The following is a 23,914-nucleotide window of genomic DNA, read 5'->3' on the forward strand; positions in this document are numbered from 1 at the left end:
CGTGCCTGAAGCGGCGCCCGCCGGGCTACCGGCCGGAGCCCTCACCCGGGGCGGCGGCGCCCGCGGTGGTGCGTTCCATCGCGGCCATGAAGCGCCGGTGTTCGGCGAGTGAGGCCGGATCGCCGGTGGCCCGCGGGGCCCGCTGGGCCCACCCCGCCCAGAGGGCGGCGACCAGGACGGCGACAACCGGAATGATCAACCAGGCGAGCACACCCATACCAGCACTCCCAGCTCGTCGTGTCTATGAGCAGATTAACCACTCCGGCGGACAACGCGGCCGGCGCCGTCCGGGTTACGGGACGGCCGATCGGCTCACTTCCAGGGAGTATCCGGAGCGCCGGCACGGACCCGTTGGAGTGAGACCGCGGCGCGCCTGACCCGACGGACGCGCGAGGTGTGCCGTTCGGTTCCGACCGGCTCGGTGCCCTCGCGTCCGGTTCCATGCCGTGCCGTGCCGTCCGGTCCGGTTCCGTCGTGCCCGGGCCGGTCTCAGCAGTCGCCGGCGCCGACCCACTCCTCCGCGCCGTCGGAGAAGACCTGGTGCTTCCAGATCGGCACCTCGTGCTTGAGGTCGTCGATCAGCCGGCGGGCGGCCGCGAAGGCCTCGCCGCGGTGGGCGCAGGAGACGGCGACGATCACGGCCTTGTCGGTGATCTCCAGCCGGCCCACCCGGTGGACCGCGGCCAGCGCCCGGACCGGGAAGTCCGCGGCCACCTTCTCGGCGACCCGGCGCAGCTCCTGCTCGGCGGTGGGGTGGCAGCTGTACTCCAGCGCGGAGACCGACTTGCCGCCGTCGTGGTCCCGGACCGTCCCGACGAAGACGGTGGTGCCGCCGGCCGCGTCGTCGCCGACCGCCTCGTACACCTCGTCCAGCGAGAGCGGGGTGTCGCGGATGGCGAGCAGGCGGATGGGGTCGTGGTTGTCGGACATGACCCCATGATTCCCCATCCGGGACGCTCCGGGGCAAGTGCTTTCCGCATCACGGTTCCGGAATTTCGCATCGTGAGAAGTCGCGGGAGAGCGCCGCCCGCCGGCCGGGCCCCGCCGTCCGGCACCGGCCGATCGGGACCGGCGCTCAGGACCGGCCGCTCGGGACCGGCCGCTCAGAACCGCCGCCGCTTGCGGGCCCGGCGCACCAGCGCCGCCGTACCGACCAGCGCCACCGTCGCCCCGGCCGCCCCCAGGCTGGTCGCCGCCTCCTTGCCGCCCAGCCGGCGCCCGGCCACCGCGTGCTTGCCGGACACCTGCTCCAGCAGCTCGGCCAGCACCTGCTCGTTGGTGTGCGCCGGGCGCCAGCCCGCCTCGTGCAGCCGGCTGCCGGACACCACCCACGGGTACATCGTGTACGCCAGGTCCCCGGCCGGGGCCGGGGTCAGGCCCAGCCGGTGCAGCCGCGCGGCCGTACCGAGCGCCAGCGAGGCCGGCAGCTCCATCCGCCGGATCCCGGACAGCCGCTCCACGTCCTCCTGCTCCAGCCAGCCGTCGCAGCCGACCGTCACCTCGCCCTCGACCAGGCCCAGCGCCGCGTACTCCAGCGCCGCCGCCAGGTCGTCCACGTGGCAGAACTGCCAGCACGGCCGGGAGCCGGCCACCACCAGCAGCCGGGGCGCCTCGAAGTGCCGGGTCAGCACGGTGTCCACGCCGGGGCCCACCACCACGGCCGGGCGCAGCACCGTCACCTGCAGGCCCGGGTGGGCGCGCGGCGCCCGGCGGGCCAGCCGCTCGATCTCCAGCAGGTCCCCGACCAGCGAGGCCTCCTCGGTGGCCCGCAGCTCGGAGTCCTCGGCCAGCGGCACCTCGTTGTCGGCCAGCGCGCCGTAGACCATCGCCGAGGTGCACAGCACCACGCGGTGCACCCCGGCCGCCGCGGCCGCGGTCAGCACCGTCTGGGCGCCGCGCACGTTGTAGGCGCTGCGGGCCCGGGCGTCGGACTCCATGCCGAAGTCCATCGCCAGGTGCACCACCACGTCGACCCCGGCCAGCCGCTCGGCCACCGCCGGGTCGCGTACGTCGAGGACCCGCCACTGCACGCCCGGCACGTCGCCGCGCCGGTCGTCCACCGCGAGGACCTTCCGCACGTGCGGCGAGGCCACCAGCCGGGCGGCGACCCGCTCGCCCAGCACCCCCGCGGCGCCCGTGACCGCCACGGTCAGCGGCCGTCCGCCGTAGGCTGGAGGCGGCGACGCCGTGGTGTCCGACGCGTCCTCTCCTCCGGTCTCTCCTCCGGTCAGCCCAGAGCGAACGTCCGAGGGCGGGGAACTCACCGGCCATCCTCCACGGTTAGCTTTATGTGCGTACGGACGTGTGTCACGTACGTCCATCCTGCCCGAGGCGAAGGCCCGGTGGTGCACCCGGCGCGGGCCTGCCGCGCGGGAGCCGCCCCGAGTCCCCCACTCCGCCGCCGCCCCGGGCGCAGACTTTCCCGCCACACCCGCATGACGGCCGACCGGATCGAGGACCCCGTGAGCGACCTTCCCTTCGGATTCGGCGTTCCGCCAGAGGAGCCCGAGGACGGCAAGGCCAAGCCCGACGACGCGCAGAAGAAGAAGGACCAGGAGCAGTCCGACAGCGGCCCCCAGCCGTTCGGCTTCGGGAGCGGCAACCCCTTCGGCGCGCTCTTCGGCATGCCCGGCGCCCCGGGCGGCCCCGGCGGCGCCGGTGCCGACAACCCCTTCGCCGCGATGTTCGGCGGCATGAACCCGGGCGACCTCGGCGCCGCCTTCCAGCAGCTCGGCCAGATGCTCTCCTTCGAGGGCGGCCCGGTGAACTGGGACCTCGCCACGAACATCGCCCGCCAGACCGTGGTCGCCGAGCCCGCCGAGGGCAAGAGCAAGGACCGCTCGGTCAGCGCGGCCGAGCGCTCCGCCGTCGCCGAGGCCGTCCGCCTGGCCGACCTGTGGCTCGACGGCTCCACCGAGTTCCCCTCCGGCGCCGGCACCGCCGTCGCCTGGAGCCGCGCCGAGTGGATCGAGGCCACCCTCCCGGTCTGGAAGGACCTGGTGGACCCGGTCGCCGAGCGGGTCGGCAACGCCATGGGCGGCGTCCTGCCCGAGGAGATGCAGGCCATGGCCGGCCCGCTGATGGGCGTGATGCGCTCGATGGGCGGCGCCATGTTCGGCACCCAGATCGGCCAGGCGCTCGGCGCGCTCGCCGGCGAGGTGGTCGGCTCCGCCGACATCGGCCTGCCGCTCGCCCCGGCCGGCAAGGCCGCGCTGCTGCCGCAGAACGTCGCCGAGTTCGGCGAGGGCCTGAGCGTGCCCGCCGACGAGGTCCGGCTCTACCTCGCCCTGCGCGAGGCCGCCCACCAGCGGCTCTTCGCCCACGTGCCGTGGCTGCGGGCCCACCTGCTGGGCGCCGTCGAGGCCTACGCGCGCGGCATCAAGGTCGACACCTCCCGGATGGAGGAGCTGGTCGGCCAGCTCGACCCCACCAACCCGGAGGCGCTCCAGGAGGCACTGGCCGGCGGCCTGCTCCAGCCCGAGGACACCCCCGAGCAGAAGGCCGCGCTCGCCCGCCTGGAGACGGCGCTCGCGCTGGTCGAGGGCTGGGTCGACGCCGTCGTGCACGCCGCCGCCGAGCCGCACCTGCCGCAGTCCGGCGCGCTGCGCGAGACCGTCCGCCGCCGCCGCGCGGCCGGCGGGCCCGCCGAGCAGACCTTCGCCACCCTGGTCGGCCTGGAGCTGCGCCCGCGCCGGCTGCGCGACGCCTCCCGGCTCTGGGCACTGCTCGCCGACGCCCGCGGCATCGAGGGCCGCGACGCGCTCTGGGAGCACCCGGACATGCTGCCCACCGCCGCCGACCTGGACGACCCGGACGCCTTCGTCCACCGGGGCTCCGCCGACGACCTGGAGGGCGGCATCGACTTCGACGCGCTCGACAAGCTGCTCGGCGAGGCCGCGGCCGGCAAGCCCGACCTCACCAAGAAGGACGAGCAGCCGAAGACCGACGAGGACGGCACCGACGGGAAGGGCGAGCCCACCGCATGACGGCCACCGAGACCTCCTCCGGCCTGCACGCGGACGCCGTCCGCGCGCTGGGCGGGTGGCGGCCCGCCGACCAGGACCAGGAGCGGCTGCGGCTCGACTACCTGGAGCACCTCGCCGCGCGGCCCGACGGCCTGTACCGCTCCTGCCTGCCCGCGCACATCACCGCGAGCGCGGCGGTCGTCGACCCGGCCGCCGGGCGGGTGCTGCTGACCCTGCACCCCAAGGTCGGCATGTGGCTCCAGATGGGCGGGCACTGCGAGCCCGGCGACCGCGACCTCGCCTCGGCCGCGCTGCGCGAGGCCGTCGAGGAGTCCGGCATCCCCGACCTGGTGCTGCTGGAGAGCGGCGGCACCCCGGTGCCGGCCAAGCTGGACCGGCACCTGGTGCGCTGCGCCGGCAAGGACCGGCCGGAGAACACCCACCTGGACGTCCAGTACATCGCGCTGGCCCCGGCCGGTGCCCAGGCGCTGATCAGCGAGGAGTCGCTGGACCTGCGCTGGTTCGACTACGACCGGCTGCCGGAGCTCACCGACCACTCGGTGCGCGACCTGGTGGCCCGGGCACGGCAGCTGACCGGCTGAGGTGCGACACCGGAAGGGGGCGCGGGCCATATCGGCCCGCGCCCCCTTCCGTCGTTCCTACGGTCGGACGGCCCGCCCGTGGCTCCCGCGCTGCCCCGGCCCTGACACCACCGCGACTCCCGCGACGCCGCGGCGTCAGTCGCAGGAGGCCGCCTGATCGGGCCCGGTCGGGCCCGGGGCGGCGTGCCGGGCGCCGGGGATGTGCGGCAGCCGGGCCGCGGAGACCACGCCCTCCAGGTAGCCGCGGGCCCGCTCGGTCCGCGGGTAGGCCTCCAGCAGGGCCCAGAACGCCGGGCCGTGGTCCGGCACCAGCAGGTGCGCCAGCTCGTGCAGCAGCACGTAGTCCAGCACGTACTCCGGCATGCCCTGAAGACGGTGGGAGAGGCGGATCGTCCCCTCGCTGGGGGTGCAGGAGCCCCAGCGGGAATTCTGGTTGGTGACCCAGCGGACCTGGCTGGGCCGGGCGCGGTCGTCCAGGTAGGAGGCCGACAGCTCGCGGGCCCGGGCCATCAGGGCCTCGTCCCCGGGGATCCGCCGGGACTCCTGGGCGGCGAGCTTCTCCAGCATCTGCGCGACCCAGCGCTGCTCCTCGGCGTGCGACATCCGGGCCGGGATCAGCACGATGGTGCGGTCGCCCTCGCGGTAGGCGGAGACGGTACGGCTGCGGCGGGCGCTGCGGCGCACCTCGACCCGGCTGCGGTCGTGCGCCTCGGGGGCCGTGGCACCGGCGGGCGGCGGCTGCGACGGGGCCGGCCCCGGCTGCTGCCGCTGGTCCGGGCGCCCGCGCGTGTTCGGCGCCGCGACCTGCGACCCGGACGCTGCGGGGGCACGCCGACGCGACGCCGGTGGATGGGAGTCCCGCTCGGCTGCCATGGCACACGACGTTACCCGGTACCACGGACAGAAGTCCGCTGCCATGGCCGGAATCTTTCATGGAGCGATCGGGAACGAAAAGTCGACGGGGGGTGTCCGGAAAGCGACCTCGGGGAGGATGGCCAGTTATCCACAGGGCGTGCGAACGGATGGGGTGATCATAAGCACAGACCTGTGGATAACTCTGCGCACGACATCGGCGTGATGGGGCAAGCTGCGGTCAGCCGTCCGGAAACGATCGGAAGGAAGATCGTCGTGCGCCTCGCCCTCAAGCCCGCGCTGTCCCGCAGCTGGCGGGACTCGGAGACCCTGCAGTTCGGCACCGTCACCCGGTTCGCCGGGGTGCTCGGCAACGCCGACAAGACCCTCTGCGACTTCCTCGCGCTGCTCGACGGGACGCGCGACCGACCGGAGCTCCTGAACGAGGGAGAACGCATCGGGCTCGGCCGCGAACCGACCGACACCCTGCTCACCGGCCTGGAGGAGACCGGCCTGCTGGACGACGCGGAGGCCGGCTGCCGCGCGCTGGCCCGCTTCCCCGCGCAGCAGCGGGACCTGCTCGAACCGGACCTCGCCTCGCTCTCCCTGGTCCACTCCGGGCCGGGCGCCGCACCGGCGGTCCTGGGCCGCCGGGCCGACGCGCGGATCGAGGTGCGCGGCGCGGGCCGGGTCGGCGCCGCCGTGGCGGCGGTGCTCGCGGCGGGCGGCACTGGCACGGTCACGGTCGCGGACACCGGCCGGGTGAAACCCGGCGACTGCTCCCCCGCCGGGCTGCCGCCCGGGGACGTCGGCCGGCTGCGCTCGACGGCGGCCCGGGAGGCCGTGCAGCGCGCGGCGGGGCGGCCACCGGCGCCCGTGCCCCGCCGCCGGCCCGGGGACCCGCCACCGGACTTCGTGGTCCTCGCGCCCCGGGACGGCAGCGCCGCCTTCGCGGGCGGGACGTACGAGGCCCGGCTGCTGCTGCGGGCCGGGGTGCCGCACCTCTACGTGGGCGTGGTCGAGGAGTTCGGCGTCATCGGGCCACTGGTGATCCCCGGGATGTCGGCCTGCGGGCACTGCCTGGTGCTGCGGCGGGAGGACGAGGACGCCGCCTGGCCGAGAGTCCTGGCCCAGCTGGCCGACGGAGGGCCCGGCCGGGCCCGTACCCCGGCCTGCGACACGGCGCTCGCGACGGCGGTCGCCGGCCTGGCGGCCCTGCACGTCCAGGTGTTCCTGGACGGCGGGCGCCCACCGAGCGTGGACGGCTGGTGCGAGGTCTCGGCCGGGGACGGCATGCCACGGCGCCTGCGACTGCGCGGGCACCCGGACTGCGGCTGCCTCTGGCAGCCGCTGCCCCCGGGGTGAGGAACGGAGGAGGAGAAGAACGAGTCTGACGGGAGCAGGCCCGGCGGCTGCACGGCTCGGCAGCCTCCGGCCTCCCCACGGGACCACGGGCACCCACCCGGCCATACGAGCCGATGGCCGGGATGGGCCCGCCGTCCCGACGAACCCCCGGCCGGGGCCGACAAGCCCCACGGGCGGGTGCGAGGCCTCCCAGGGTCCGTGCCCTGCCCCGGGCAAGGCACAGGCCATGGCACGGCACGGGCACGGGCACTGACCGGGCACAGATCGGGCACGGCACGGACCGGCAGAGAGGACGGGGCACCACCGCTCGGGGTACGAGGTGGGTGGGTGGGTTGTGGGTGCGGTGGGTGGTGGGTGGTGGGCGGTGGGCGGTGGGCGGTGGGCGGTGGGCGGTGGGCGGGGAGGGGGGAGGGGGGAGGGGCCCCGGGGAAGAGGGAAGCGAGCAGCATCACAACACTGCGCAGGAAGTCGGCCGAGCCGACTTCCTGCGCAGCAACCACCTGCCCCCACCCCCGCCCTCCCCGGACCAAGCCGCCCAACTCCCCGCAAAGGGAGGCCACTCTCCGCCCCGCCCCACGGAATTCCGAGGGGCACGCAGCAGGGAGCGGGCACAATGGCGTAGAGATGGTCGGCCGTCCGGAACCGGGGGGCCAGGGAATGGAGGCCCGGGGTGAGCGATCTTCCGCGCAAGGCAGTGACCCGCACGGCACGGCTCGCCGCCCTGCCGCTGGGGATAGCCGGTCGCGCCACGCTCGGCCTGGGCAAGCGGATCGGCGGCCGCTCCGCCGAGGTGGTCACCGCCGAGCTCCAACAGGCCACCGCGGACCAGCTGTTCAAGGTCCTCGGCGAACTCAAGGGCGGGGCGATGAAGTTCGGGCAGGTGCTGTCCGTCTTCGAGGCCGCGCTGCCCGAGGAGGTCGCCGGGCCGTACCGGGCGGCGCTCACCAAGCTCCAGGACGCCGCTCCCCCGATGCCCGCCGCCAAGGTGCACACCGCGCTCGCCCAGCGGCTCGGTGACGACTGGCGCGGGCTGTTCCGGGAGTTCGACGACCGGCCCGCGGCCGCCGCCTCGATCGGACAGGTGCACAAGGCGGTCTGGCACGACGGCCGCACGGTCGCCGTCAAGGTGCAGTACCCGGGTGCGGGGGACGCGCTGCTCGCGGACCTCTCGCAGCTGAGCCGGGTGGCCTGGCTGCTGGGCCCGCTGATCCCCGGGCTGGACATCAAGCCGCTGATCACCGAGCTGCGCGAGCGCGTCTCGGAGGAGCTGGACTACGAGCTGGAGGCGCAGGCCCAGCGCCGCCACGCCGAGGAGTTCACGGACGACCCGGACATCGTGGTGCCGGGCGTGGTGGCCCAGGCCGACCAGGTGCTGGTCACCGAGTGGATGGGCGGCACCCCGCTGGCCGAGGTGATCGCGGGCGGCACCCAGGAGGAGCGCGACCGCGCCGGGCAGCTGCTGGCCCGGTTCCTGTTCGCCGGCCCGTCCCGGACCGGCCTGCTGCACGCGGACCCGCACCCGGGCAACTTCCGGCTGCTGAAGGACGACGGCCCGGTGTCGGGCTGGCGGCTGGGCGTGCTGGACTTCGGCACGGTGGACCGGCTGCCCGGCGGGCTGCCGGCCCCGATCGGGGCCTCGCTGCGGATGGCGCTGGCCGGGGACGCGGCGGGCGTGCTCCGGATGCTGCGCGAGGAGGGCTTCGTGAAGCCCTCGGTCCGGCTGGACCCGGACGCGGTGCTGGACTACCTGCTGCCGATCATCGAGCCGGCCGCGGTGGAGAACTTCCACTTCACCCGGACCTGGATGCGGGCCCAGGCGGCCCGGATCGCCGACCCGCGCTCGCCCGCCTACAACCTGGGCAAGCAGCTGAACCTGCCGCCCGCGTACCTGCTGATCCACCGGGTGACGCTGAGCACCATCGGGGTGCTCTGCCAGCTGGGCGCCAAGGCGCCGTTCCGCGCGGAGATGCTGGAGTGGCTGCCCGAGTTCGCCGGGCGGCCGTCGGCAGAGCGCGCGGAACCCGCCAACCCCGCCACCCCCACGAAGCCCGTGAAGCCCGCCAGGACCGCCGAACCCGCCCGGGTCCGCAAGGACTGACCCCGACAGCGAGACAACGGCCGCAGGCCGCTCCCCCGACGACGGGGAGCGGCCTGCGGCACGACGGGGGTGGTTCAAGGTCCGACGGCGAACCGGCGGCCGGCCGTGGACCGGAGCCGGCGGGGGCCTGTCGAGGACGGGCCCTCCGGGCCGGCGGGACCCTGCATCAGCGCTACATCAGCGCGACGGCGAGCGCCTTGCGGGCGCGCATCGAGGCCCGCTCGGCCCGCTGCCTGAGCTTGCGGGCCCGGGCGACCCGGCTGACGAGCCGTTGGTTCTCGGCCTCGTGCAGCCTGTCTTGCATATGGGCACGGGCCAGGGATTCGTGGAGGAGTTGCATCTCGAGGATCCTGTTCTGGGTCTGACGTTCGGTGGCCTGCTCGGCGCGGGCGGTGGGATCGACGGCGGCGGGGTTCATGTCGTGGTCCTGCTCGTGGTGCTTGCTCGGGGACGTGATGCGGGCTGCGGCGTCGGCCTTGGCGGCGGCGATCCGCACGGATCGGCGGAGGGCGCTGTCCAGCGGGGGCTGCTCTCCCCGGCGGACGACCCTGGCCTCGTGGGCGGGGTTCATGCCATGACCTCGGTCTTGCGCGGACGGCCACGGGGACGCTTGCGCGCCACCACGACGCCCTGGACGAACAGCTCGCCACCCCAGACGCCCCACGGCTCGCGCCGCTCCAGGGCGCCGGCCAGGCAGGCCTCCTTCACCGGGCAGGTGCCGCAGAGCGACTTCGCGTACTCGACGTCGGCCGGCGTCTCCGCGAAGAAGACCTCGGGGTCGAAGGCGCGGCAGGGGATGGGGAGACCGAGGGACTCGGCCTGCTCGATCGAGCTGAGCTGCATGGAAGGAACCTCCGGGGGGTCGGCCTGGTCGGCCTTGGTGATCTGGCTTGTCGGCGGTACGGACGGGGTGGGCGGTGTGATGACCGTGGACACTGTGGGCGTCTTCCTCGTCTTTTCTCAGTGGTTCCGGCCCAGGTGACTGGTGGTGCTGGGCCGGAGGCCCCGGAGGGCCTGGGTGGTCTTGCGTACCGGACAAAACAGAAGGGCCGCGGATCCCGGTGTGACGGGTTCCGCGGCCCTGGAGGTGCCGACCTGAGGCTGGCTCAGGTTCGTTCTCTCCAGGGTTCAGGGCCGCGGAAGGCCTGCATCCGGATGGCCTCGGCGCCCGTGAAGGCGGCCATGGCCTGGTTAATCTGCTGCTCGTTCTGCTTCTGGGCGTTTCCGGCACCGACGACCTGCGCATAGCCGCCATGCATGGCGGCGGCTACTGCTGCCTTCGGTGCCTGGGTCGGTCGCTCGTCGCGCAGGGAGCACGACGTACCGAACGACGCCCAGTCACGGGACAGACCGGTCTCGACAAAGGTGCCTTCGAAGCTCCTGCCGCCCGTGAGGCACAGATCAGTGTGTCCAAGACCACTGACAACGGGAGCGGAGACACCGGTGGTGTCGAGACCCAGACCGGTTCCACCGAGCTCGGCGAGCGCCCGCAGACGGGCGGCACGCAGGGAGGCAGCGACAACGGTCTGGCCAGTCATTTTGGTGATCATGATGTTTCCCACTGTCTTCGCCTCCTCTCGGCGTCTCGCGGAGCCTGGTCTCCCTGGCTCCGAATGTTCGGATGTCTGTCTCGGTAAAGCTCTCGGGCGAGGGGCATCGGCACAGGTTTCACCCCGTGCGACCGCGTCCCCTTGACCGCTCCGGCAGGCTATTGCGCTCCCGGTACGCGGCGCAAACTATTTTTCACGCGAGTTCTTCGGCACGTCACACGACGGGTTCCGAAACCCTCGGAGCGGCCCCTGGGACCGCGCTCGGACCTGCTCAGGCCTGATCGGCCGGACCGCCGTCCTCGACGTCGTCCGGATCCTCCTCGGGCTCCTCCCCCGCACACAACGAGAGCACGGCGGCCCCGTACTTGTCCAGCTTCATCGCGCCGACCCCGGAGATGGCCGCCAGCTCACCGCGGCCGGCGGGCACGTCCTCGGCGATCGCCATCAGCGTGGCGTCGGTGAACACCACGTAGGCCGGCGCGCCCTGCTTCTTCGCCTGCCGGGCCCGCCACTCGCGCAGCCGCTCGTACAGCCCCTCGTCCATCGTGGACGGGCAGCTCTCGCAGCGGCGCAGCTTGCGCTCGACGGCCTCGGTGAGCACCTTGTCGCAGACCCGGCACTTGACCGGTCCGCGGGCCCGCCGCCCGGCGGAGCGCTCTCCGGGCTCGACGCCCCCCCGCCCGCCGCGCGCGCCGGTGCGCGCGCCCGGGGCGGCGGAGCCGGGGCGCAGCCCGTCCAGGAAGCGGGTCGGCTTGCGGCTGGCCCGGCCGCCCGGGGAGCGGGAGAGCGCCCAGGAGAGGCTGAGGTGCTTGCGGGCCCGGGTGACGCCGACGTAGAGGAGGCGGCGTTCCTCCTCGACCTGCTCGTCGGTCTTGGCGTAGATGATCGGCAGCGTGCCCTCGGTGAGGCCGACCAGGAAGACGGCGTCCCATTCGAGGCCCTTGGCGGCGTGCAGCGAGGCGAGCGTGACGCCCTCGACGGCCGGGGCGTGCTGGGCCGCGGCCCGGGCGTCCAGCTCGGCGACGTAGGCGGCGAGGTCGGTGGTCTGGCCGGCCGCGGTGCGGGTGCGCTCGAACTCCTCGGCCAGCCGGACCAGGGCGGCCAGCGACTCCCAGCGGTCCCGGACGGCGCCGGAGCCGGCCGGGGGGTCGGCGGTGAAGCCGCGGGTGGCCAGGACCGCGCGGACCTGGCCGGCCAGGTCGGGGGCGTCGTCGGTGAGCGGGTCGGAGGCGGCCCGGGCGGCGCCGCGCAGCAGCACGCCGGCGTCCCGGACCTCGGGGCGCTCGAAGAACCGTTCCGCGCCCTTGAGCTGGTAGGGCACGCCGAGGTCGGCGAGGGCCTGCTCGTAGACCTCGGACTGGCCGTTGGTGCGGAACAGCACGGCGATCTCGCTGGCGCGCACCCCGGCGGCGAGCAGGTCCTTGATCCGGCGGCCGGTGGTCTCGGCCTCGGTGGGCTCGTCCTCGTACTCGGTGTAGACCGGCTCGGGGCCGGCCTCGCGCTGGGAGACGAGCTCCAGGCGGTGCCGGGCGGCCTCGCCGCGCGCCTGGGCGAGCAGTCCGTTGGCGAGGTGGACGACCTGGGGGGTGGAGCGGTAGTCGCGGACCAGCTTGACCACCGTCGCCTCGGGGTGCCGGGTGCGGAAGTTGAGCAGGTAGTCGGGGGTGGCGCCGGTGAAGGAGTAGATGGTCTGGCTGGCGTCGCCGACGACGCAGAGGCTGGCGCCGCCGTCGGGGCCGGTCCACCGGTCGAGCAGGCGCTGCTGGAGCGGGGAGACGTCCTGGTACTCGTCGACGGTGAAGTGCCGGTACTGGGAGCGGACCTGGTCGGCGATGTCCGGGCGGTCCTCCAGGATGGCGGCGGTGAGCAGCAGGACGTCCTCGAAGTCCATGCTGCCGCGGCGGCTCTTGGCCTCCTCGTAGACGCGGTAGACCTGGGCGGTCTCGGCCGGGTCGCGGGGGGCCTCGCGGCCGGACTTGGCGACGGCCGCGGGGTAGTCCTCGGGGGCGATCTGGGTGACCTTGGCCCATTCGATCTCGGCGGTGAGGTCGCGCAGTTCGGTGCGCTGGACGCGCAGGCCGCAGCGGCCGGCGGCCTCGGCGACGAGCTGGACCTTGCGTTCCAGGAGCTGGGGGACGGGGCCGCCGACGGCGCGCGGCCAGAAGTACTGGAGCTGGCGCAGCGCGGCGGCGTGGAAGGTGCGGGCCTGGACGCCGTCGGCGCCGAGCTGGCGCAGCCGGCCGCGCATCTCGCCGGCGGCGCGGGCGGTGAAGGTGACGGCGAGGACCTGCTGGGGGTGGTAGACGCCGCTGCGCACGCCGTAGGCGATCCGGTGGGTGATGGCGCGGGTCTTGCCGGTGCCGGCGCCGGCCAGGACGCAGACGGGACCGTGCAGGGCGGTGGCGACGGCGCGCTGCTCGGGGTCGAGCCCGGCGAGCACCGCGTCCGGGCCCGTGTCGGCACCGGGGTCGGCCCAGGGGGAGCCGTGGGGGCCGTCGTAGGGGCTGCCGCTCAAGAGGTCTTCCTGCATGCGTTCCATCCTCTCAGCCCGGGGGGACATCGCGGACGGGGTTGTCCACAGGCCCGGTGCGATCGCAGGATGATCACTCCGCGCGACGGTCGACGGCGCTCCGGAATGTCCGCCGCCCGGTGGACGTTCCTGCCGGTGACCGTACGCCCCCCTCTTTCGAAGGAGCCCCCTCGATGTCCGGCACCGTGACGATGTACAGCACGACCTGGTGTGGGTACTGCAACCGACTCAAGAGCCAGCTGGACCGTGAAGGCATCGGCTACACCGAGATCAACATCGAGGAGGACCCGGCGTCGGCGTCCTTCGTCGAGTCGGTGAACAACGGGAACCAGACCGTCCCGACGGTGCTGGTGACGCCGGTGGGCGGCGGCGAGCGGGTCGTGATGACCAACCCGAGCCTGCTGCAGGTCAAGAAGGCCCTGGCGTCCTGACCCCACCGGGTCCACACCCGCCGGGCCCGGGCCCGACCGGCCCCGACCCGGGCCCCGCGGGCCCGGGCCGCCGGGGCCGGCGCGCGTCACGGCGCGTCGGCCCGGGCCGGGTCGACGGGCGCGGCGGGCGCGGGCAGGGTGGTGCGGGCGCCGAGGTCGCCCACGCCATAGACGAGCCGGCTGCGGTCGGCCGAGTAGCGGGTCTCGATGACCCGCACCGGCCCGCGCCGGTCGTAGGTGACGCGGGTCTGCACCATCAGCGGCACGCCGGGGCCGCCCTGGAACCACTGGGCCTCCTCGGGGCCGGGCATCCGCGCGACCAGGTGGTCCACCGCGCCGATCTCGGTGCGTCCGAGGGTGGCGAGCACCGCCTCGTCGCCGCCCTCGACGGGGTCGGGCTCCATCAGCGGGGAGCCGGCGGCGAGGCCGGCCCGGTAGTGGCTCTCCTCGATGGAGTACGGCTCGCGGTCGAGCAGCCGCAGCTGGCGGCGGACCACGATGGCCTCGCCGGGGCGCAGCCCGAGCCGTTCGGCGATGTCCACCCGGGCCCGGACGATCATCATCTCGAAGTCGGTGCCGAGTTCCCGCCCGGCTTCGGCGGCCTCGCCGAGGTAGACGTCGGAGGGCGCGGCGAGGCAGTCGCGCGGCGCGGGGGTCAGGCCGGGACCGTAGGCGCGGTGGTCCAGGACGGGGTGTTCGCGCAGGTACGTGCCCTTGCCCTGGAGGCGGACCAGGCGGCCCTCGTTGACCAGGACGTCGACGGCGAGCCGGACGGTGTTGCGGGCGACGCCGTACTGGCGCTCCAGTTCGCTCTCGACCGGCAGGGCTGCGTCGGCGGTGAACTCGCCCTCGGCGATCCGGCGGCGCAGGTCGGCGGCGAGGCGCTGGTATTTGGGGGATTGGGCGGTGCCCCGGGGGATTGTCACCCTCGTGAATGTAGCGAGCGCGGTGAGCCGGTATCAGCCGTTTCCGGCAATATCGTCCGAGCGGGTTGAATGCGCCCCCGCGCCGACCCCTCCCGGTAGCAGAACTGGCCCGTCCGGATACGAACAGCTGGTCGTGGTGAATTCGGGAAGGGGTTGGAGAGAAAAAGGGGGGCGCATGGAATTGACCACGCGCCCCCCTTTCGTCCTGGATTACCAGCGCGCCGCCGAGGGCAGCGGCTCCCCGTACCAGAGCTCGACCAGGTGCCGGGCGATCGAGATGCCGGACGGCGGCAGGATCTCGCCCGCCTCCATCCCGGCGCGCAGCTCCTCGCGGGAGAACCAGCGCGCCTCGGCCAGCTCCTCGCCGTCCACGGTGATCTCGGTGCCGCCGGGCAGCGCCCGGCCCAGGAAGCCGAGCATCAGGCTGGACGGGAACGGCCAGGGCTGGCTGGCCACGTACCGCACCTCGCCGACCTTGACGCCCGCCTCCTCGTGCACCTCGCGGGCCACCGCCTGCTCGATCGACTCCCCCGGCTCGACGAAGCCGGCCAGCGTCGACCAGCGGCCCTCCGGCCACAGCGCCTGACGGCCGAGCAGGCAGCGGTCCTGCTCGTCGGTGATCACCATGATCACCGCCGGGTCGGTGCGCGGGTAGTGCTCGGCCGCGCAGGAGGTGCAGCGCCGCACGTGCCCGGCGCCGGCCTTCTCGGTCGGGTGCCCGCAGCGCGAGCAGAAGCTGTGCAGCCGGTGCCAGTGCTCCAGCGCCACGGCGTGCACCAGCAGCCCGGCGTCCCGGTCCGACAGCAGCCCGCCGACCTCGCGCAGCCCGGCCGGCCGGGCGTCGCCGTCCAGCCGCCCGGGCAGGCTCTCGCCGGCCAGCGCGAAGTACGAGACGCCGTCCTGGTCGGTGCCGAGGAAGTACCGGTCGCCGGTCTGCGGGGCCTCGAAGGAGGGCATCAGCACGAGTTCGGTGCCCTGCGCGGTGTCGACCACGAACGCCTCGCCGCCGGCGATCGGCAGCACCCGGGTGTTCGGGTGGCTCCAGGCGGCCGCCAGCCAGGGCTCGTCGAGGCGGTGCTCGGCCGCCCGGTCCACCCCGGACCGGGCCAGGGCCAGGGGCAGCGGGCGCTCGGTCTCAGGCACGGTGCTCACGTCTGTTCCATCCCCACGTGGTGAATCATCCGGATGAGTGATCTGGCTGCCATGGTGCGCGCGGTGGGCGTCATGCCCCCGGCCGGAAGTTCTCGGCCAGGTCGCCCCAGAGGTACGCGGCCGTCTCCACGCCCTTGGCCAGCAGGTCCAGCTCGACCTTCTCGTTGACCGAGTGCCAGCCGTCCGAGGGCACCGAGATGCCGAGGAACAGCACCGGCGCGCCCAGCGCGTCCTGGAGGTCGGCGGCCGGGCCGGAGCCGCCCTCGCGGGTGAAGAGGATCTTCTGCTCGAAGGCCCGCCCCATCGCCCGGACGGTGGACTGGAGCGCCGGGTGGTCCAGCGGGGTCAGGCAGGGCCGGGTCGCGCCGGGGAAGACCAGCTCGTACCGGACGCCCTCGGGCACCCGCCCGGCCACCCAGTCCCGCACCGCCTCGCGGACCTGCTCCACCTCCTGCCCGGCGACCAGCCGGAAGGACAGCTTGAGGTGCGCCGAGGCGGGGACGATGGTCTTGCCGCCGGGGCCGGTGTAGCCGCCCCAGATGCCGTTGACCTCGGCGGTCGGGCGGGCCCAGATCCGCTCCAGGGTGGAGTAGCCGGCCTCGCCGCGGGTGCCGTACGACTTGGCGACCCGCAGCCACTGCTCCTCGTCGAAGGGCAGCTCGGCGAACAGCTCGCGCTCGGTCCCGGTCAGCTCGACGACGCCGTCGTAGAAGCCCGGGATCGCGACCCTGCGGTCGGCGTCGTGCAGGGCGGCGGCCAGCTCGGCCGCGACCTGGGCCGGGTTGGGGACGGCCCCGCCGAAGGAGCCGGAGTGGATGTCGGTGTCCGGCCCGTACAGGTCGATCTGGGCGTCGGCCAGGCCGCGCATGCCGGTGCAGACGGTCGGCGTGGTCGCGGACCACATGCCGGTGTCCGAGATGACGACCACGTCGGCGGCCAGCCGCCCGGCCTCGCGCCGGACCAGGTCGGCGAAGTTCGGCGAGCCGGACTCCTCCTCGCCCTCGATCAGCAGCTTGAGGTTGACGGCCGGCGCGGTGCGGCCGGTGGCGGCCAGGTGGGCGCGCACCCCCAGGGTGTGGAAGAACACCTGGCCCTTGTCGTCGGCGGCGCCGCGCGCGTACAGCCGGCCGTCGACCACGGTCGGGGTGAACGGCTCGGTGTCCCAGCCGTCCTCCCGGGCCGCGGGCTGCACGTCGTGGTGCCCGTAGACCAGGACGGTCGGCGCGGACGGGTCCCCGGAAGGCCACTCGGCGAACACCGCCGGCAGTCCGTCGGTCTCCCACACCTCGGCGACCGGGAAGCCGGTCTCCCCCAGCTTGGCGGCCAGCCACTCGGCCGAGCGCCGCACCTCGCCGGCCCGGGCCGGGTCGGCGGAGACGGAGGGGATGGCCAGCCACTCGGAGAGGTCGGCGAGGAACGCGGCCTGGTGCTGGTCGATGTAGGAGCGGACGACGCTGTCCGGGGTTCTCGTCATACCGACGACTGTAGTTCGCCCGTGCGGGTGCCCGCCCCGGCCGTCCGGCTGCCGGGCGTTCCCGGCTCTGTAACATGCGTCACCCCCGCCGCGACAGGGGTGCGCGACGGGGGTGACGGACGGGTGCGCCGGGCTCAGCCCGAGCGGCGCAGCAGGGTGATCCGCGAGCGGGTCATCACGGCGGCCAGGCCGGCCGCGAGCAGCGGCAGCAGCACCACGGTGGCGGCGATGGTGGGCCACGGGAAGACCACGATCGCCTTGTTGGCCAGCTCGGCGGCGCTCATCCCGGGGTAGCCGCCCGTCGCGGCCTCGACCTTGCGCAGCGCCACCCCTGGCACCACGCCGCAGACCGCGCCGAGCAGGGCGCCCATGGCGGCGATCACCCCGCACTGGAAGCCGGACAGCGAGCGCCGGATGCGGGGTTCGGCGCCGACCGCCGCGAGGGTGGTCAGGTCGCGCTGGGAGTCGGCGGCGGCCAGTCCGGTGGCGATGCCGGCCGCGCCGAGGGCGACGATGGCCGCGAAGACGTTCAGGCCGAGCTGGACCAGTCCGGCCCGGGACTCGTAGCCGCGTTCGATCTTGAGCATCGTGTGGTCGGTGAGTTTGGCCATCGCGCCGTCGGCCTTCTGCTGGGCGCCGTCGGAGGGCATCGCGGCGGGCAGCCAGACCGAGCCGGCCGGAGCGGTGGCGAAGCCGAGCCGGGCCGCGGTGGCCGGGCTGACCACGGCCTGGCCCGGGGCCGGCACCGAGGAGTCGACGAGGACGGCGTCCACGGCGATCTCGGTGGTGACCGGCTTCTCCCGGGAGTTGCCGCTCGAATCGGGGTGGACCGGCAGGGTGTACTGGAGGGCGAGCTTGCCGTCCTTGAGGTACCGGGGGTCGAAGACCACGGCCTTGCCGGCCGCGAGGGCCTGGCCGGCCCCCTGGTCGGTGACGCCGTAGAGGTTGCGCAGCAGGGTGGCGTCGCCGGCGACCAGCGCGGTGTACGGGGTGCTGCGGCGGTTGTCCGACTTGCAGCGCGGGTCCGTCCCCATGATCCGGTAGTGCTCCGCGGGGTCGAGCTCGTTGGTCGGGTCGAGGGCGGGGCAGCGGTCCGCCTTGGGCACCTCGACCCTGATGTAGCCGCAGAAGCTGCCGTCGGGGCAGTTGCCCTTGGGCTCGACGCGCTGGACGTCGGCGCGCTGGCCGAGGTCGGGGATGCTGCGTTCGACGGCCTCGCGCGCCTGCGGCAGCAGCTTGCTGTCGGCGTCGGTCATCCAGCCGCTGCCGAGCATCACGGCCTTGGAGGGCCCGGAGGCGACGTAGTCGCGCCGGTTCTGCTCCTCGTAGCTGGCCATGTAGACGCTGACCGCGACGGAGCCGGCGACGGCGGCCATCACGGCGGCCACGGCGGGCGCGGTGCGGCCGCGGTGGCGCACCGAGTCGCGCAGGGCGAGCCGGGGGCCGAGCGAGAGCCAGCGGCCGAGCCGGCCGAAGAGCCCGACCAGGTAGGGCGTCAGGACGACCATGCCGAGCTCCGCGACGACCGAGCCGCCGAGGACGGCGACGCTGCGGTTGCCGATGCCGCTGGTCGCGCCGAACAGGGCGAGGGCGGCGCCGCCGCCGAGCATCAGCAGACCGAGGACGGCGAGCTTGCGGCTCGGCGGCTTGAGCGTGTCGCGGCCGGTCAGCGCGGCGACGACGTCCTGGCGGGAGGCCTGGACGGCGGGCACGACGGCGGCCAGCAGGCCGGTGACGAGACCGACCAGGAGGATGCCGAGCAGGTCGAGCGGCTGCAGGTTGAAGTGGCCGAAGCGCTTGCCGGAGTAGTCCTCGGCGCTGGTGCGCAGCAGGGCGACCAGGCCGACGCCCAGGCCGAGGCCGACCAGGGCGCCGGTGACACCGAGGACGATGCCGCCGCCGAGCACGACCGAGCGGACGTTGGCGCGTTCACCGCCGGCCGCGGCCAGCAGCCCGAGCTGCCGCCGCGAGCGCCGTGCGCCGACGGCGAAGGCGGGGCCCGCGAGGAGGACGATCTCCAGCAGGGCCATGCCGACGACGGTGGCGAGGATGACGACGTCGGTCCGGTTGAGGTAGGAGGTCTCCTCGCCGCCGCGCGACTTCTGCTCGACGTAGTAGGGGACGTCGGCGCGGGCCGGCGGGTCGAGCAGGACGGCGCGGGAGGTCACGGTGAAGCCGTACTCGTTGACCTCCTTGACCTTGTTCCAGTCGAGCGCGGCCCCGGCCGGGAGCTTGACGAGCCAGCGGGAGGTCTCGGTGCCGGCCTCGCGGGCGTTGTCCGTCCTGGTGGCCTTGGCGAGCCGCTCCAGCAGGGTGCCGGGGCGGGCGGTCAGTTCGGTGGCCCGCAGCTCACCGGGGTACTCGTAGACACCGCTGATGGTGAAGGGGGCGGACTCCAGGCCGCGGACGGCGGTCTTGTCGCCGACCTTGAGGCCGGAGCGCTTGAGGAAGTCCGTGGTGACGGCGGCCTCGGTGTCGGCGGCCGGGGCGCGGCCCTGGACCAGGTTCACCCGGCCCTGCCAGACCGGGTCGGTCAGGTCGGCCTCGCCGACCCGGGTGCTGAGCAGGCCCTGGGCGCTGCTCGCGGCGGTGTACGGACCCGAGAGCTCCGGCACCAGGACGGCGCCGGCCGGGAGCAGCTGGCGGGCCAGCTCGGCGGGGGCGGTGTCCAGGGAGCGCCGCTGGACGGGGGTGTACGCGGGGGCTTCGCCCTCCTTGGCGTCGTCCTTGGGGTCCTTGACGGTGAAGCCCTTGTCGGGGTCCGGCGCCTGCTTGACGGTGGAGCCGGCCTCGACCACGCTCAGCTCGCCGGCGGCCTGGCCGATGAGCCGCGCCACCTGTTCGGTGGGCGTGAGCTCGGCGCTGCGGAAGACGACGTCGGCGCCGGTGACGCCGAGGACGGGCAGGGCGACCATCGCGATGACGAGGGCGCTGCGGCCCTTGGCGCGCAGGGCGTCGCGGCGGGCTATGCGCAGGGCGACCCGCCAGGCGCTGAGCTTCACTCGTCCACCTTCAGGGCGTTGCCGGCGGCGGTGACAAGCAGGCTGGCGGCGTCCTGGCTGACGGACTCGTCGACCATCCGGCCGTCGCGCAGGAAGACGACCCGGTCGGCCCAGGCGGCGTGCCGGGCCTCGTGGGTGACCATCATGGCGGCGGCGCCGGCGTCGCAGCGGGCGCGCAGGACGGCGAGCACGGCTTCGCCGGTGGTGGAGTCGAGGGCGCCGGTGGGCTCGTCGGCGAGGACGAGGCGGCGGTCGCCGATCAGGGCGCGGGCGATGGCGACGCGCTGCTGCTGGCCGCCGGACATGTCGTCGGGGAACCGGTCGGCGAGCTCGGGGATGCCGAGTTCCTCCAGGGCGACGAGGGCCTCGCGGCGGGCGGCGCGGGTGGACAGCCCGTCGAGTTCGCGCGGCAGCGAGATGTTCTCGGCGGCGGTGAGCGCCGGGATCAGGTTGTAGTCCTGGAAGACGTAGCCGACGGAGCGGCGGCGGACCTGGGCGAGCTTCTTGCGGTTGAGGCCGCCGAGGGCGACGCCCTCGACCAGGACCTGGCCGCCGCTCGGGGTGTCCAGGCCGCCGGCCAGGGTGAGCAGGGTCGACTTGCCGGACCCGGAGGGGCCCATGACGGCGACGAACTCGCCGGGGTGGACCTTGAGGTCGACGCCGCGCAGGGCCTGGACCTCGGCGGCGCCGTGGCCGTGGACCCGGGTGACGTTCTCCAGGTGGAGCACCGGCGTCTGCCGGGCCTCTTGGGTGTGGGACACGAATTCCCCCCTTGTGCTGGGTGTGGGCTCGGAGTCGGGCCGAGCCTGGTGGTTCGGGTGGCGCGCGGACTCACGCGCGCGGAATCAGGCGGTGGGCTCAAGCGGTGCGCTCGGGCGGTGCGCTCGGGCGATGCGCTCGGGCGGTGGGCTCAAGCGATGCGCTCGGGCGGTGCGCTCGGGCGATGCGCTCGGGCGGTGGGCTCAAGCCCGCAGGCGGCGGCCGCGTTTCGCGGGCGCGCCGTCGTCGCGGGCGGCCTCGGCGGTGCGGGCCTGCAGGAGCTCGGCCTGCTGGGCGAGCCGGGTCTCGCAGTGGTCGAGCCAGCGGATCTCCGCTTCGGTCTGGAAGATCAGCTGGTCGAGGACGAGCAGCCAGGCGAGGTCGTTGCTGGCGGAGGGCACCACGCCGGGGCGCTTCTCGCCGGCGAGGGCCCGGCCCTTGAGCCGGGTGTAGTCCTGGAGCGCCTTGATGCTGTGCCGGCGCTGGCCCTGGACGACGGCGGAGACGTCCACTCCGGGGACGGTGACCGCCATGGCGAGCTTGATCGCCAGTTCGTCGCGCGGGGGGTTGGTCCGGGGCACCGGGGTGTCGAACCAGGACCGCAGCTCCTCCCGGCCGGCGTCGGTGGCGGCGTAGAACTGGTGGCCCTCGCCGTCCTCCCCCGCCGGCTCGACCAGCCCGTCGCGCTCCAGTCGCGACAGCGTGGTGTAGACCTGCCCGACGTTGAGCGGCCAGGTGGCGCCGGTGCGCGCCTCGAACTCGGTGCGCAGCTGGTAGCCGTAGCGCGGGCCCTGGTCGAGCAGGGCGAGCAGACCGTGACGGATGGACATACCGAGTATGTATACCCGGTATGCCCTACCGCCTCAAGCCGGGCCCCCCTCCCCCGGGGACCGGGTACCGTCGTGCGGTGTGAGCCAGTTGCGCATCGCCACCTTCAATCTGTTGCACGGACAGCCGCTCGCCCCGGACGGCGCGCCGCGGCCCTACCCGTCCGACCCCGGCGGGCCGTTGGCCGAGGCGGTGGCCGCGCTGGACGCCGACGTGCTGGCGCTCCAGGAGGTGGACCGCCACCAGGCGCGCTCCGGCCTCACCGACCAGGCGGCGGTGGCCGCCGCGGCGATGGGCGCCAAGGACTGGCGCTTCGCCGCCGCGCTGCACGGCCGCCCGGCGCCGGTGGCGGGCTGGGTGCCGGAGCTGTCCGGTCCGGTCGGCCTGCGGGTGTACGGGCCGGACGAGGTCGGCGACGGCGCCGCGCCCTCGTACGGGACGGCGCTGCTGACGAGGCTTCCGGTCCGGCACTGGCGGGCCCGCCGGTTCGCCCCGGCCCCGTTCGGGCTGCCGCTGCGGGTGGCCGGGCGGCGCGGGCTGACCCCGGTGCCGGACGAGCCGCGGGCGGCGCTGGCGGCCGTCCTGGAGGGCGAGCACGGGCCGTTCACCGTGGTGGCGGCGCACCTGTCCTTCGTCCCCGGCTGGAACATGGCGCAGCTGGCCGGCATCCGGCGCTGGATCGCCGACCTGCCCCGGCCGTACCTGGTGCTGGGCGACTTCAACCTGGTCGGCGCCGTGCCGCGGACGGTGCTCGGCGGGGCGACGGCGCTGGAGCGCACCGCGCCGCGGGCGCGGGTGCGCGAGCTGCGGGCGGCCCGGCGGGCCCGGCCCGCGCTGACCGAGCCGCGCCGGCGCCGGGTGCGCGAGCCGCGGCCGCGCCTGCAGGGCTGGTACGACCTGGCGCGCACGCCGACCTACCCCTCGCACCGGCCGGCGGTGCAGTTCGACCACGTGCTGGCGATCGGTGTGCCGCGGACGGCGGTCGGCCCGGCGGCGGCGCCGCGCGCGGTGGTGTCGGACCACCGCCCGCTGCTGGTCGAGGTGTCCCTGTAGGTCCTCTGGGTCCTCTGGGTCCTCAGTGGCGCGCCAGGACCCCGGCCTGCTGCGGGAGGTGGACGGTGGCCGCGCCCCGGGGTGCTCCGGGCCCGAGCGCGGGCGGCGGGTCGAACTGGAGCAGCAGCATGGCCGCGTCGTCGCCGAGCTGGCGCCCGACGTGGCGTACCACGTCCTCGTGCAGGCGCTGCAGGACGTCGGCCGGGCGGCCGGCGGCGCAGCGCGGGAGGCGTTCGGCGAGCGGGTAGAAGACGCCGGCCCGGTCGCGGGCCTCGATCACCCCGTCGGTGAACAGCAGCACCCGGTCCTCGCCCTGGAGCAGCAGCCGGTGCACCGGCGGGCGGACGTCGGCCGGGTCGAGGACGCCCAGCGGCGGTACGGTCTCGGCGAGTTCGAGCGGGCTGACCTCGCCGCCGCGCAGCAGCAGCGGGGCCGGGTGGCCGCAGTTGACGATCTCCGCGGCGCCGTCGGGGCGGACGCCGATCAGCACCAGGGTGACGAACTCCTCCTCCACGCCCGGGTGGTCGTTCTCGTGCAGGGCGCGGTCGAGGCTGACGGCCAGCCAGCCGGCCACCCGGTCCAGGGCGGCCTCCTGGTGGGCCGCCTCGCGGAAGGCGCCGAGCACGGCGGCGGCCGTCTCCACCGCGCCGAGGCCCTTGCCGCGGACGTCCCCGACCACGGCCCGCACCCCGTGCCGGGTGTTGACCACCTCGTAGAGGTCGCCGCCGATCCGGGCGTGCGCGGCGGCGGCCTCGTAGTGGACGGCCGCCCGGACGGTGCCGACCCGTTCGGGGACGGGCCGCAGCAGCACCCGGCGGGCGATCGAGGCGACCAGCTGGGCGTCGGCCAACGCCTGTTCCTGGCGCAGTCTCAGGGTGGCGCTGACCCAGCCGATCGCGGCGACGAGCAGGATCGCGAAGACGCTGGCGGCGTGCACGGATTCGCCGAGCGTGTCGCTGCGGAAGGCCATCAGGAAGGCCGCCGCCTCGGTGCCCAGACCGATGGCGAGCGGGTACCAGGTTCGGCGGCTGACCACGGCGGCCAGCGCGGGTACGGCGGTGAGGGCCGGTTCGACCGTCACCTCGGTGCCGCTGAGGTAGTCGAGGGCGACGATCAGCACCATGCCGATGAACGGCAGCGCCAGCGCCGTCCTCGGCCAGGTGCCGGTCGCGCGCGGAGCGGGCCCCGGTGTCGGCCCGGTGAACCGCTCTCTGATCCATCCGGTCGCGCTCAACTTCGGTCTCTCCAGCAGAAGACGCCGATGCCCGAGGGCACCTGCGGTGATGACTGAGGGTCAGGGAATACGGGCCTCGCTGGCGGCCGGAGC

21 protein-coding genes are annotated in these 23,914 nt (G+C 74.6%); 6 read left to right on the forward strand and 15 right to left on the reverse strand.

Annotated features, from left to right (window positions below):
• Positions 1 to 25: 25 nt before the first annotated feature.
• The 3 genes from ACFY4B_RS16395 to ACFY4B_RS16405 form a co-directional block, all read right to left on the reverse strand.
• Complete coding sequence (locus tag ACFY4B_RS16395; protein ID WP_234348548.1) at positions 26 to 199, reverse strand: hypothetical protein; 174 nt, start codon at positions 197 to 199, stop codon at positions 26 to 28.
• Between the two features lie 290 nt (positions 200 to 489).
• The gene (locus tag ACFY4B_RS16400; RefSeq protein WP_241852763.1) at positions 490 to 930 is read right to left on the reverse strand and encodes a molybdenum cofactor biosynthesis protein MoaE; all 441 of its coding nucleotides are present in this window, start codon (positions 928 to 930) and stop codon (positions 490 to 492) included.
• A 173-nt stretch (positions 931 to 1,103) separates the two neighbouring features.
• Positions 1,104 to 2,264 carry an NAD-dependent epimerase/dehydratase family protein gene (locus ACFY4B_RS16405; RefSeq protein ID WP_107086545.1) on the reverse strand — a complete coding sequence of 387 codons (1,161 nt, stop codon included), beginning with the start codon at positions 2,262 to 2,264 and terminating at the stop codon, positions 1,104 to 1,106.
• A 198-nt stretch (positions 2,265 to 2,462) separates the two neighbouring features.
• Here ACFY4B_RS16405 and ACFY4B_RS16410 point away from each other — a divergent pair, with 198 nt between their 5' ends.
• Both ACFY4B_RS16410 and ACFY4B_RS16415 read left to right on the forward strand, forming a co-directional pair.
• Positions 2,463 to 3,986 carry a zinc-dependent metalloprotease gene (locus ACFY4B_RS16410; protein WP_074001562.1) on the forward strand — a complete coding sequence of 508 codons (1,524 nt, stop codon included), beginning with the start codon at positions 2,463 to 2,465 and terminating at the stop codon, positions 3,984 to 3,986.
• The gene (locus ACFY4B_RS16415) at positions 3,983 to 4,567 is read left to right on the forward strand and encodes an NUDIX hydrolase (protein ID WP_387968386.1); all 585 of its coding nucleotides are present in this window, start codon (positions 3,983 to 3,985) and stop codon (positions 4,565 to 4,567) included. Before ACFY4B_RS16410 ends, ACFY4B_RS16415 begins: the two co-directional genes overlap by 4 nt.
• Before the next feature lie 135 nt (positions 4,568 to 4,702).
• Here ACFY4B_RS16415 and ACFY4B_RS16420 read toward each other — a convergent pair whose 3' ends face one another.
• Complete coding sequence (locus ACFY4B_RS16420) at positions 4,703 to 5,440, reverse strand: M48 family metallopeptidase (RefSeq protein ID WP_259316727.1); 738 nt, start codon at positions 5,438 to 5,440, stop codon at positions 4,703 to 4,705.
• A gap of 255 nt (positions 5,441 to 5,695) precedes the next feature.
• On the opposite strand from ACFY4B_RS16420, the gene ACFY4B_RS16425 reads away from it, so the two are divergent.
• Both ACFY4B_RS16425 and ACFY4B_RS16430 read left to right on the forward strand, forming a co-directional pair.
• Positions 5,696 to 6,784, forward strand: coding sequence for a ThiF family adenylyltransferase (locus tag ACFY4B_RS16425; RefSeq protein ID WP_387968388.1), 1,089 nt, complete (start codon positions 5,696 to 5,698; stop codon positions 6,782 to 6,784).
• A 670-nt stretch (positions 6,785 to 7,454) separates the two neighbouring features.
• Positions 7,455 to 8,882: an ABC1 kinase family protein gene (locus tag ACFY4B_RS16430; protein ID WP_387968390.1), complete on the forward strand. Its 1,428-nt coding sequence runs from the start codon at positions 7,455 to 7,457 to the stop codon at positions 8,880 to 8,882.
• 172 nt (positions 8,883 to 9,054) lie between these two features.
• Here ACFY4B_RS16430 and ACFY4B_RS16435 read toward each other — a convergent pair whose 3' ends face one another.
• The 4 genes from ACFY4B_RS16435 to ACFY4B_RS16450 form a co-directional block, all read right to left on the reverse strand.
• Positions 9,055 to 9,453, reverse strand: a complete 399-nt coding sequence (locus ACFY4B_RS16435; protein ID WP_063780373.1) for a hypothetical protein — start codon at positions 9,451 to 9,453, stop codon at positions 9,055 to 9,057.
• Positions 9,450 to 9,818, reverse strand: a complete 369-nt coding sequence (locus ACFY4B_RS16440) for a WhiB family transcriptional regulator (RefSeq protein ID WP_369808359.1) — start codon at positions 9,816 to 9,818, stop codon at positions 9,450 to 9,452. The genes ACFY4B_RS16435 and ACFY4B_RS16440 overlap by 4 nt, the downstream gene beginning before the upstream one ends.
• Positions 9,819 to 9,988: 170 nt before the next feature.
• Positions 9,989 to 10,444, reverse strand: a complete 456-nt coding sequence (locus ACFY4B_RS16445; RefSeq protein ID WP_049659087.1) for a hypothetical protein — start codon at positions 10,442 to 10,444, stop codon at positions 9,989 to 9,991.
• A gap of 259 nt (positions 10,445 to 10,703) precedes the next feature.
• Positions 10,704 to 12,872 (reverse strand): ATP-dependent DNA helicase UvrD2, encoded by a 2,169-nt coding sequence (locus ACFY4B_RS16450; RefSeq protein WP_074001561.1) that lies wholly within the window; start codon positions 12,870 to 12,872, stop codon positions 10,704 to 10,706.
• A gap of 263 nt (positions 12,873 to 13,135) precedes the next feature.
• Between ACFY4B_RS16450 and ACFY4B_RS16455 the strand changes: the two genes are divergently transcribed.
• On the forward strand, positions 13,136 to 13,393 hold the full coding sequence (locus ACFY4B_RS16455) for a mycoredoxin (protein ID WP_049660517.1): 258 nt from the start codon (positions 13,136 to 13,138) through the stop codon (positions 13,391 to 13,393).
• An 86-nt stretch (positions 13,394 to 13,479) separates the two neighbouring features.
• On the opposite strand, the gene ACFY4B_RS16460 is transcribed toward ACFY4B_RS16455, so the two are convergent.
• From ACFY4B_RS16460 to ACFY4B_RS16485, 6 genes are all read right to left on the reverse strand, one after another.
• On the reverse strand, positions 13,480 to 14,319 hold the full coding sequence (locus ACFY4B_RS16460; RefSeq protein ID WP_387968393.1) for a GntR family transcriptional regulator: 840 nt from the start codon (positions 14,317 to 14,319) through the stop codon (positions 13,480 to 13,482).
• Between the two features lie 210 nt (positions 14,320 to 14,529).
• A complete protein-coding gene (nudC, locus tag ACFY4B_RS16465; RefSeq protein ID WP_049656848.1) occupies positions 14,530 to 15,471 on the reverse strand; it encodes an NAD(+) diphosphatase in 942 nt (313 codons plus the stop codon).
• Positions 15,472 to 15,541: 70 nt separating this feature from the next.
• Positions 15,542 to 16,945 (reverse strand): dipeptidase, encoded by a 1,404-nt coding sequence (locus ACFY4B_RS16470; protein ID WP_380777640.1) that lies wholly within the window; start codon positions 16,943 to 16,945, stop codon positions 15,542 to 15,544.
• Positions 16,946 to 17,079: 134 nt separating this feature from the next.
• Positions 17,080 to 19,947 (reverse strand): FtsX-like permease family protein, encoded by a 2,868-nt coding sequence (locus ACFY4B_RS16475; RefSeq protein WP_387968395.1) that lies wholly within the window; start codon positions 19,945 to 19,947, stop codon positions 17,080 to 17,082.
• Positions 19,944 to 20,708 carry an ABC transporter ATP-binding protein gene (locus ACFY4B_RS16480; RefSeq protein WP_049656853.1) on the reverse strand — a complete coding sequence of 255 codons (765 nt, stop codon included), beginning with the start codon at positions 20,706 to 20,708 and terminating at the stop codon, positions 19,944 to 19,946. Before ACFY4B_RS16480 ends, ACFY4B_RS16475 begins: the two co-directional genes overlap by 4 nt.
• 201 nt (positions 20,709 to 20,909) lie before the next feature.
• Entirely contained in the window at positions 20,910 to 21,536 is a 627-nt protein-coding gene (locus ACFY4B_RS16485; protein WP_049656855.1) for a PadR family transcriptional regulator, read from the reverse strand.
• A gap of 79 nt (positions 21,537 to 21,615) precedes the next feature.
• Here ACFY4B_RS16485 and ACFY4B_RS16490 point away from each other — a divergent pair, with 79 nt between their 5' ends.
• Positions 21,616 to 22,587 (forward strand): endonuclease/exonuclease/phosphatase family protein, encoded by a 972-nt coding sequence (locus tag ACFY4B_RS16490; RefSeq protein WP_387968398.1) that lies wholly within the window; start codon positions 21,616 to 21,618, stop codon positions 22,585 to 22,587.
• Between the two features lie 22 nt (positions 22,588 to 22,609).
• Here ACFY4B_RS16490 and ACFY4B_RS16495 read toward each other — a convergent pair whose 3' ends face one another.
• Positions 22,610 to 23,821 (reverse strand): PP2C family protein-serine/threonine phosphatase, encoded by a 1,212-nt coding sequence (locus ACFY4B_RS16495; protein WP_143204490.1) that lies wholly within the window; start codon positions 23,819 to 23,821, stop codon positions 22,610 to 22,612.
• Between the last annotated feature and the right edge of the window lie 93 nt (positions 23,822 to 23,914).

It is taken from the genome of Kitasatospora sp. NPDC001261 (assembly GCF_042896795.1).
Classification (GTDB): Bacteria; Actinomycetota; Actinomycetes; order Streptomycetales; family Streptomycetaceae; genus Kitasatospora.

Coding starts and splice junctions, on each gene's coding strand:
- ACFY4B_RS16415 (WP_387968386.1), top strand. CDS start 3,983: ATGACGGCCACCGAGACCTCCTCCGGCCTGCACGCGGACGCCGTCCGC.
- ACFY4B_RS16435 (WP_063780373.1), bottom strand. CDS start 9,453: ATGAACCCCGCCCACGAGGCCAGGGTCGTCCGCCGGGGAGAGCAGCCC.
- ACFY4B_RS16485 (WP_049656855.1), bottom strand. CDS start 21,536: ATGTCCATCCGTCACGGTCTGCTCGCCCTGCTCGACCAGGGCCCGCGC.
- ACFY4B_RS16420 (WP_259316727.1), bottom strand. CDS start 5,440: ATGGCAGCCGAGCGGGACTCCCATCCACCGGCGTCGCGTCGGCGTGCC.
- ACFY4B_RS16455 (WP_049660517.1), top strand. CDS start 13,136: ATGTCCGGCACCGTGACGATGTACAGCACGACCTGGTGTGGGTACTGC.
- ACFY4B_RS16470 (WP_380777640.1), bottom strand. CDS start 16,945: ATGACGAGAACCCCGGACAGCGTCGTCCGCTCCTACATCGACCAGCAC.
- ACFY4B_RS16400 (WP_241852763.1), bottom strand. CDS start 930: ATGTCCGACAACCACGACCCCATCCGCCTGCTCGCCATCCGCGACACC.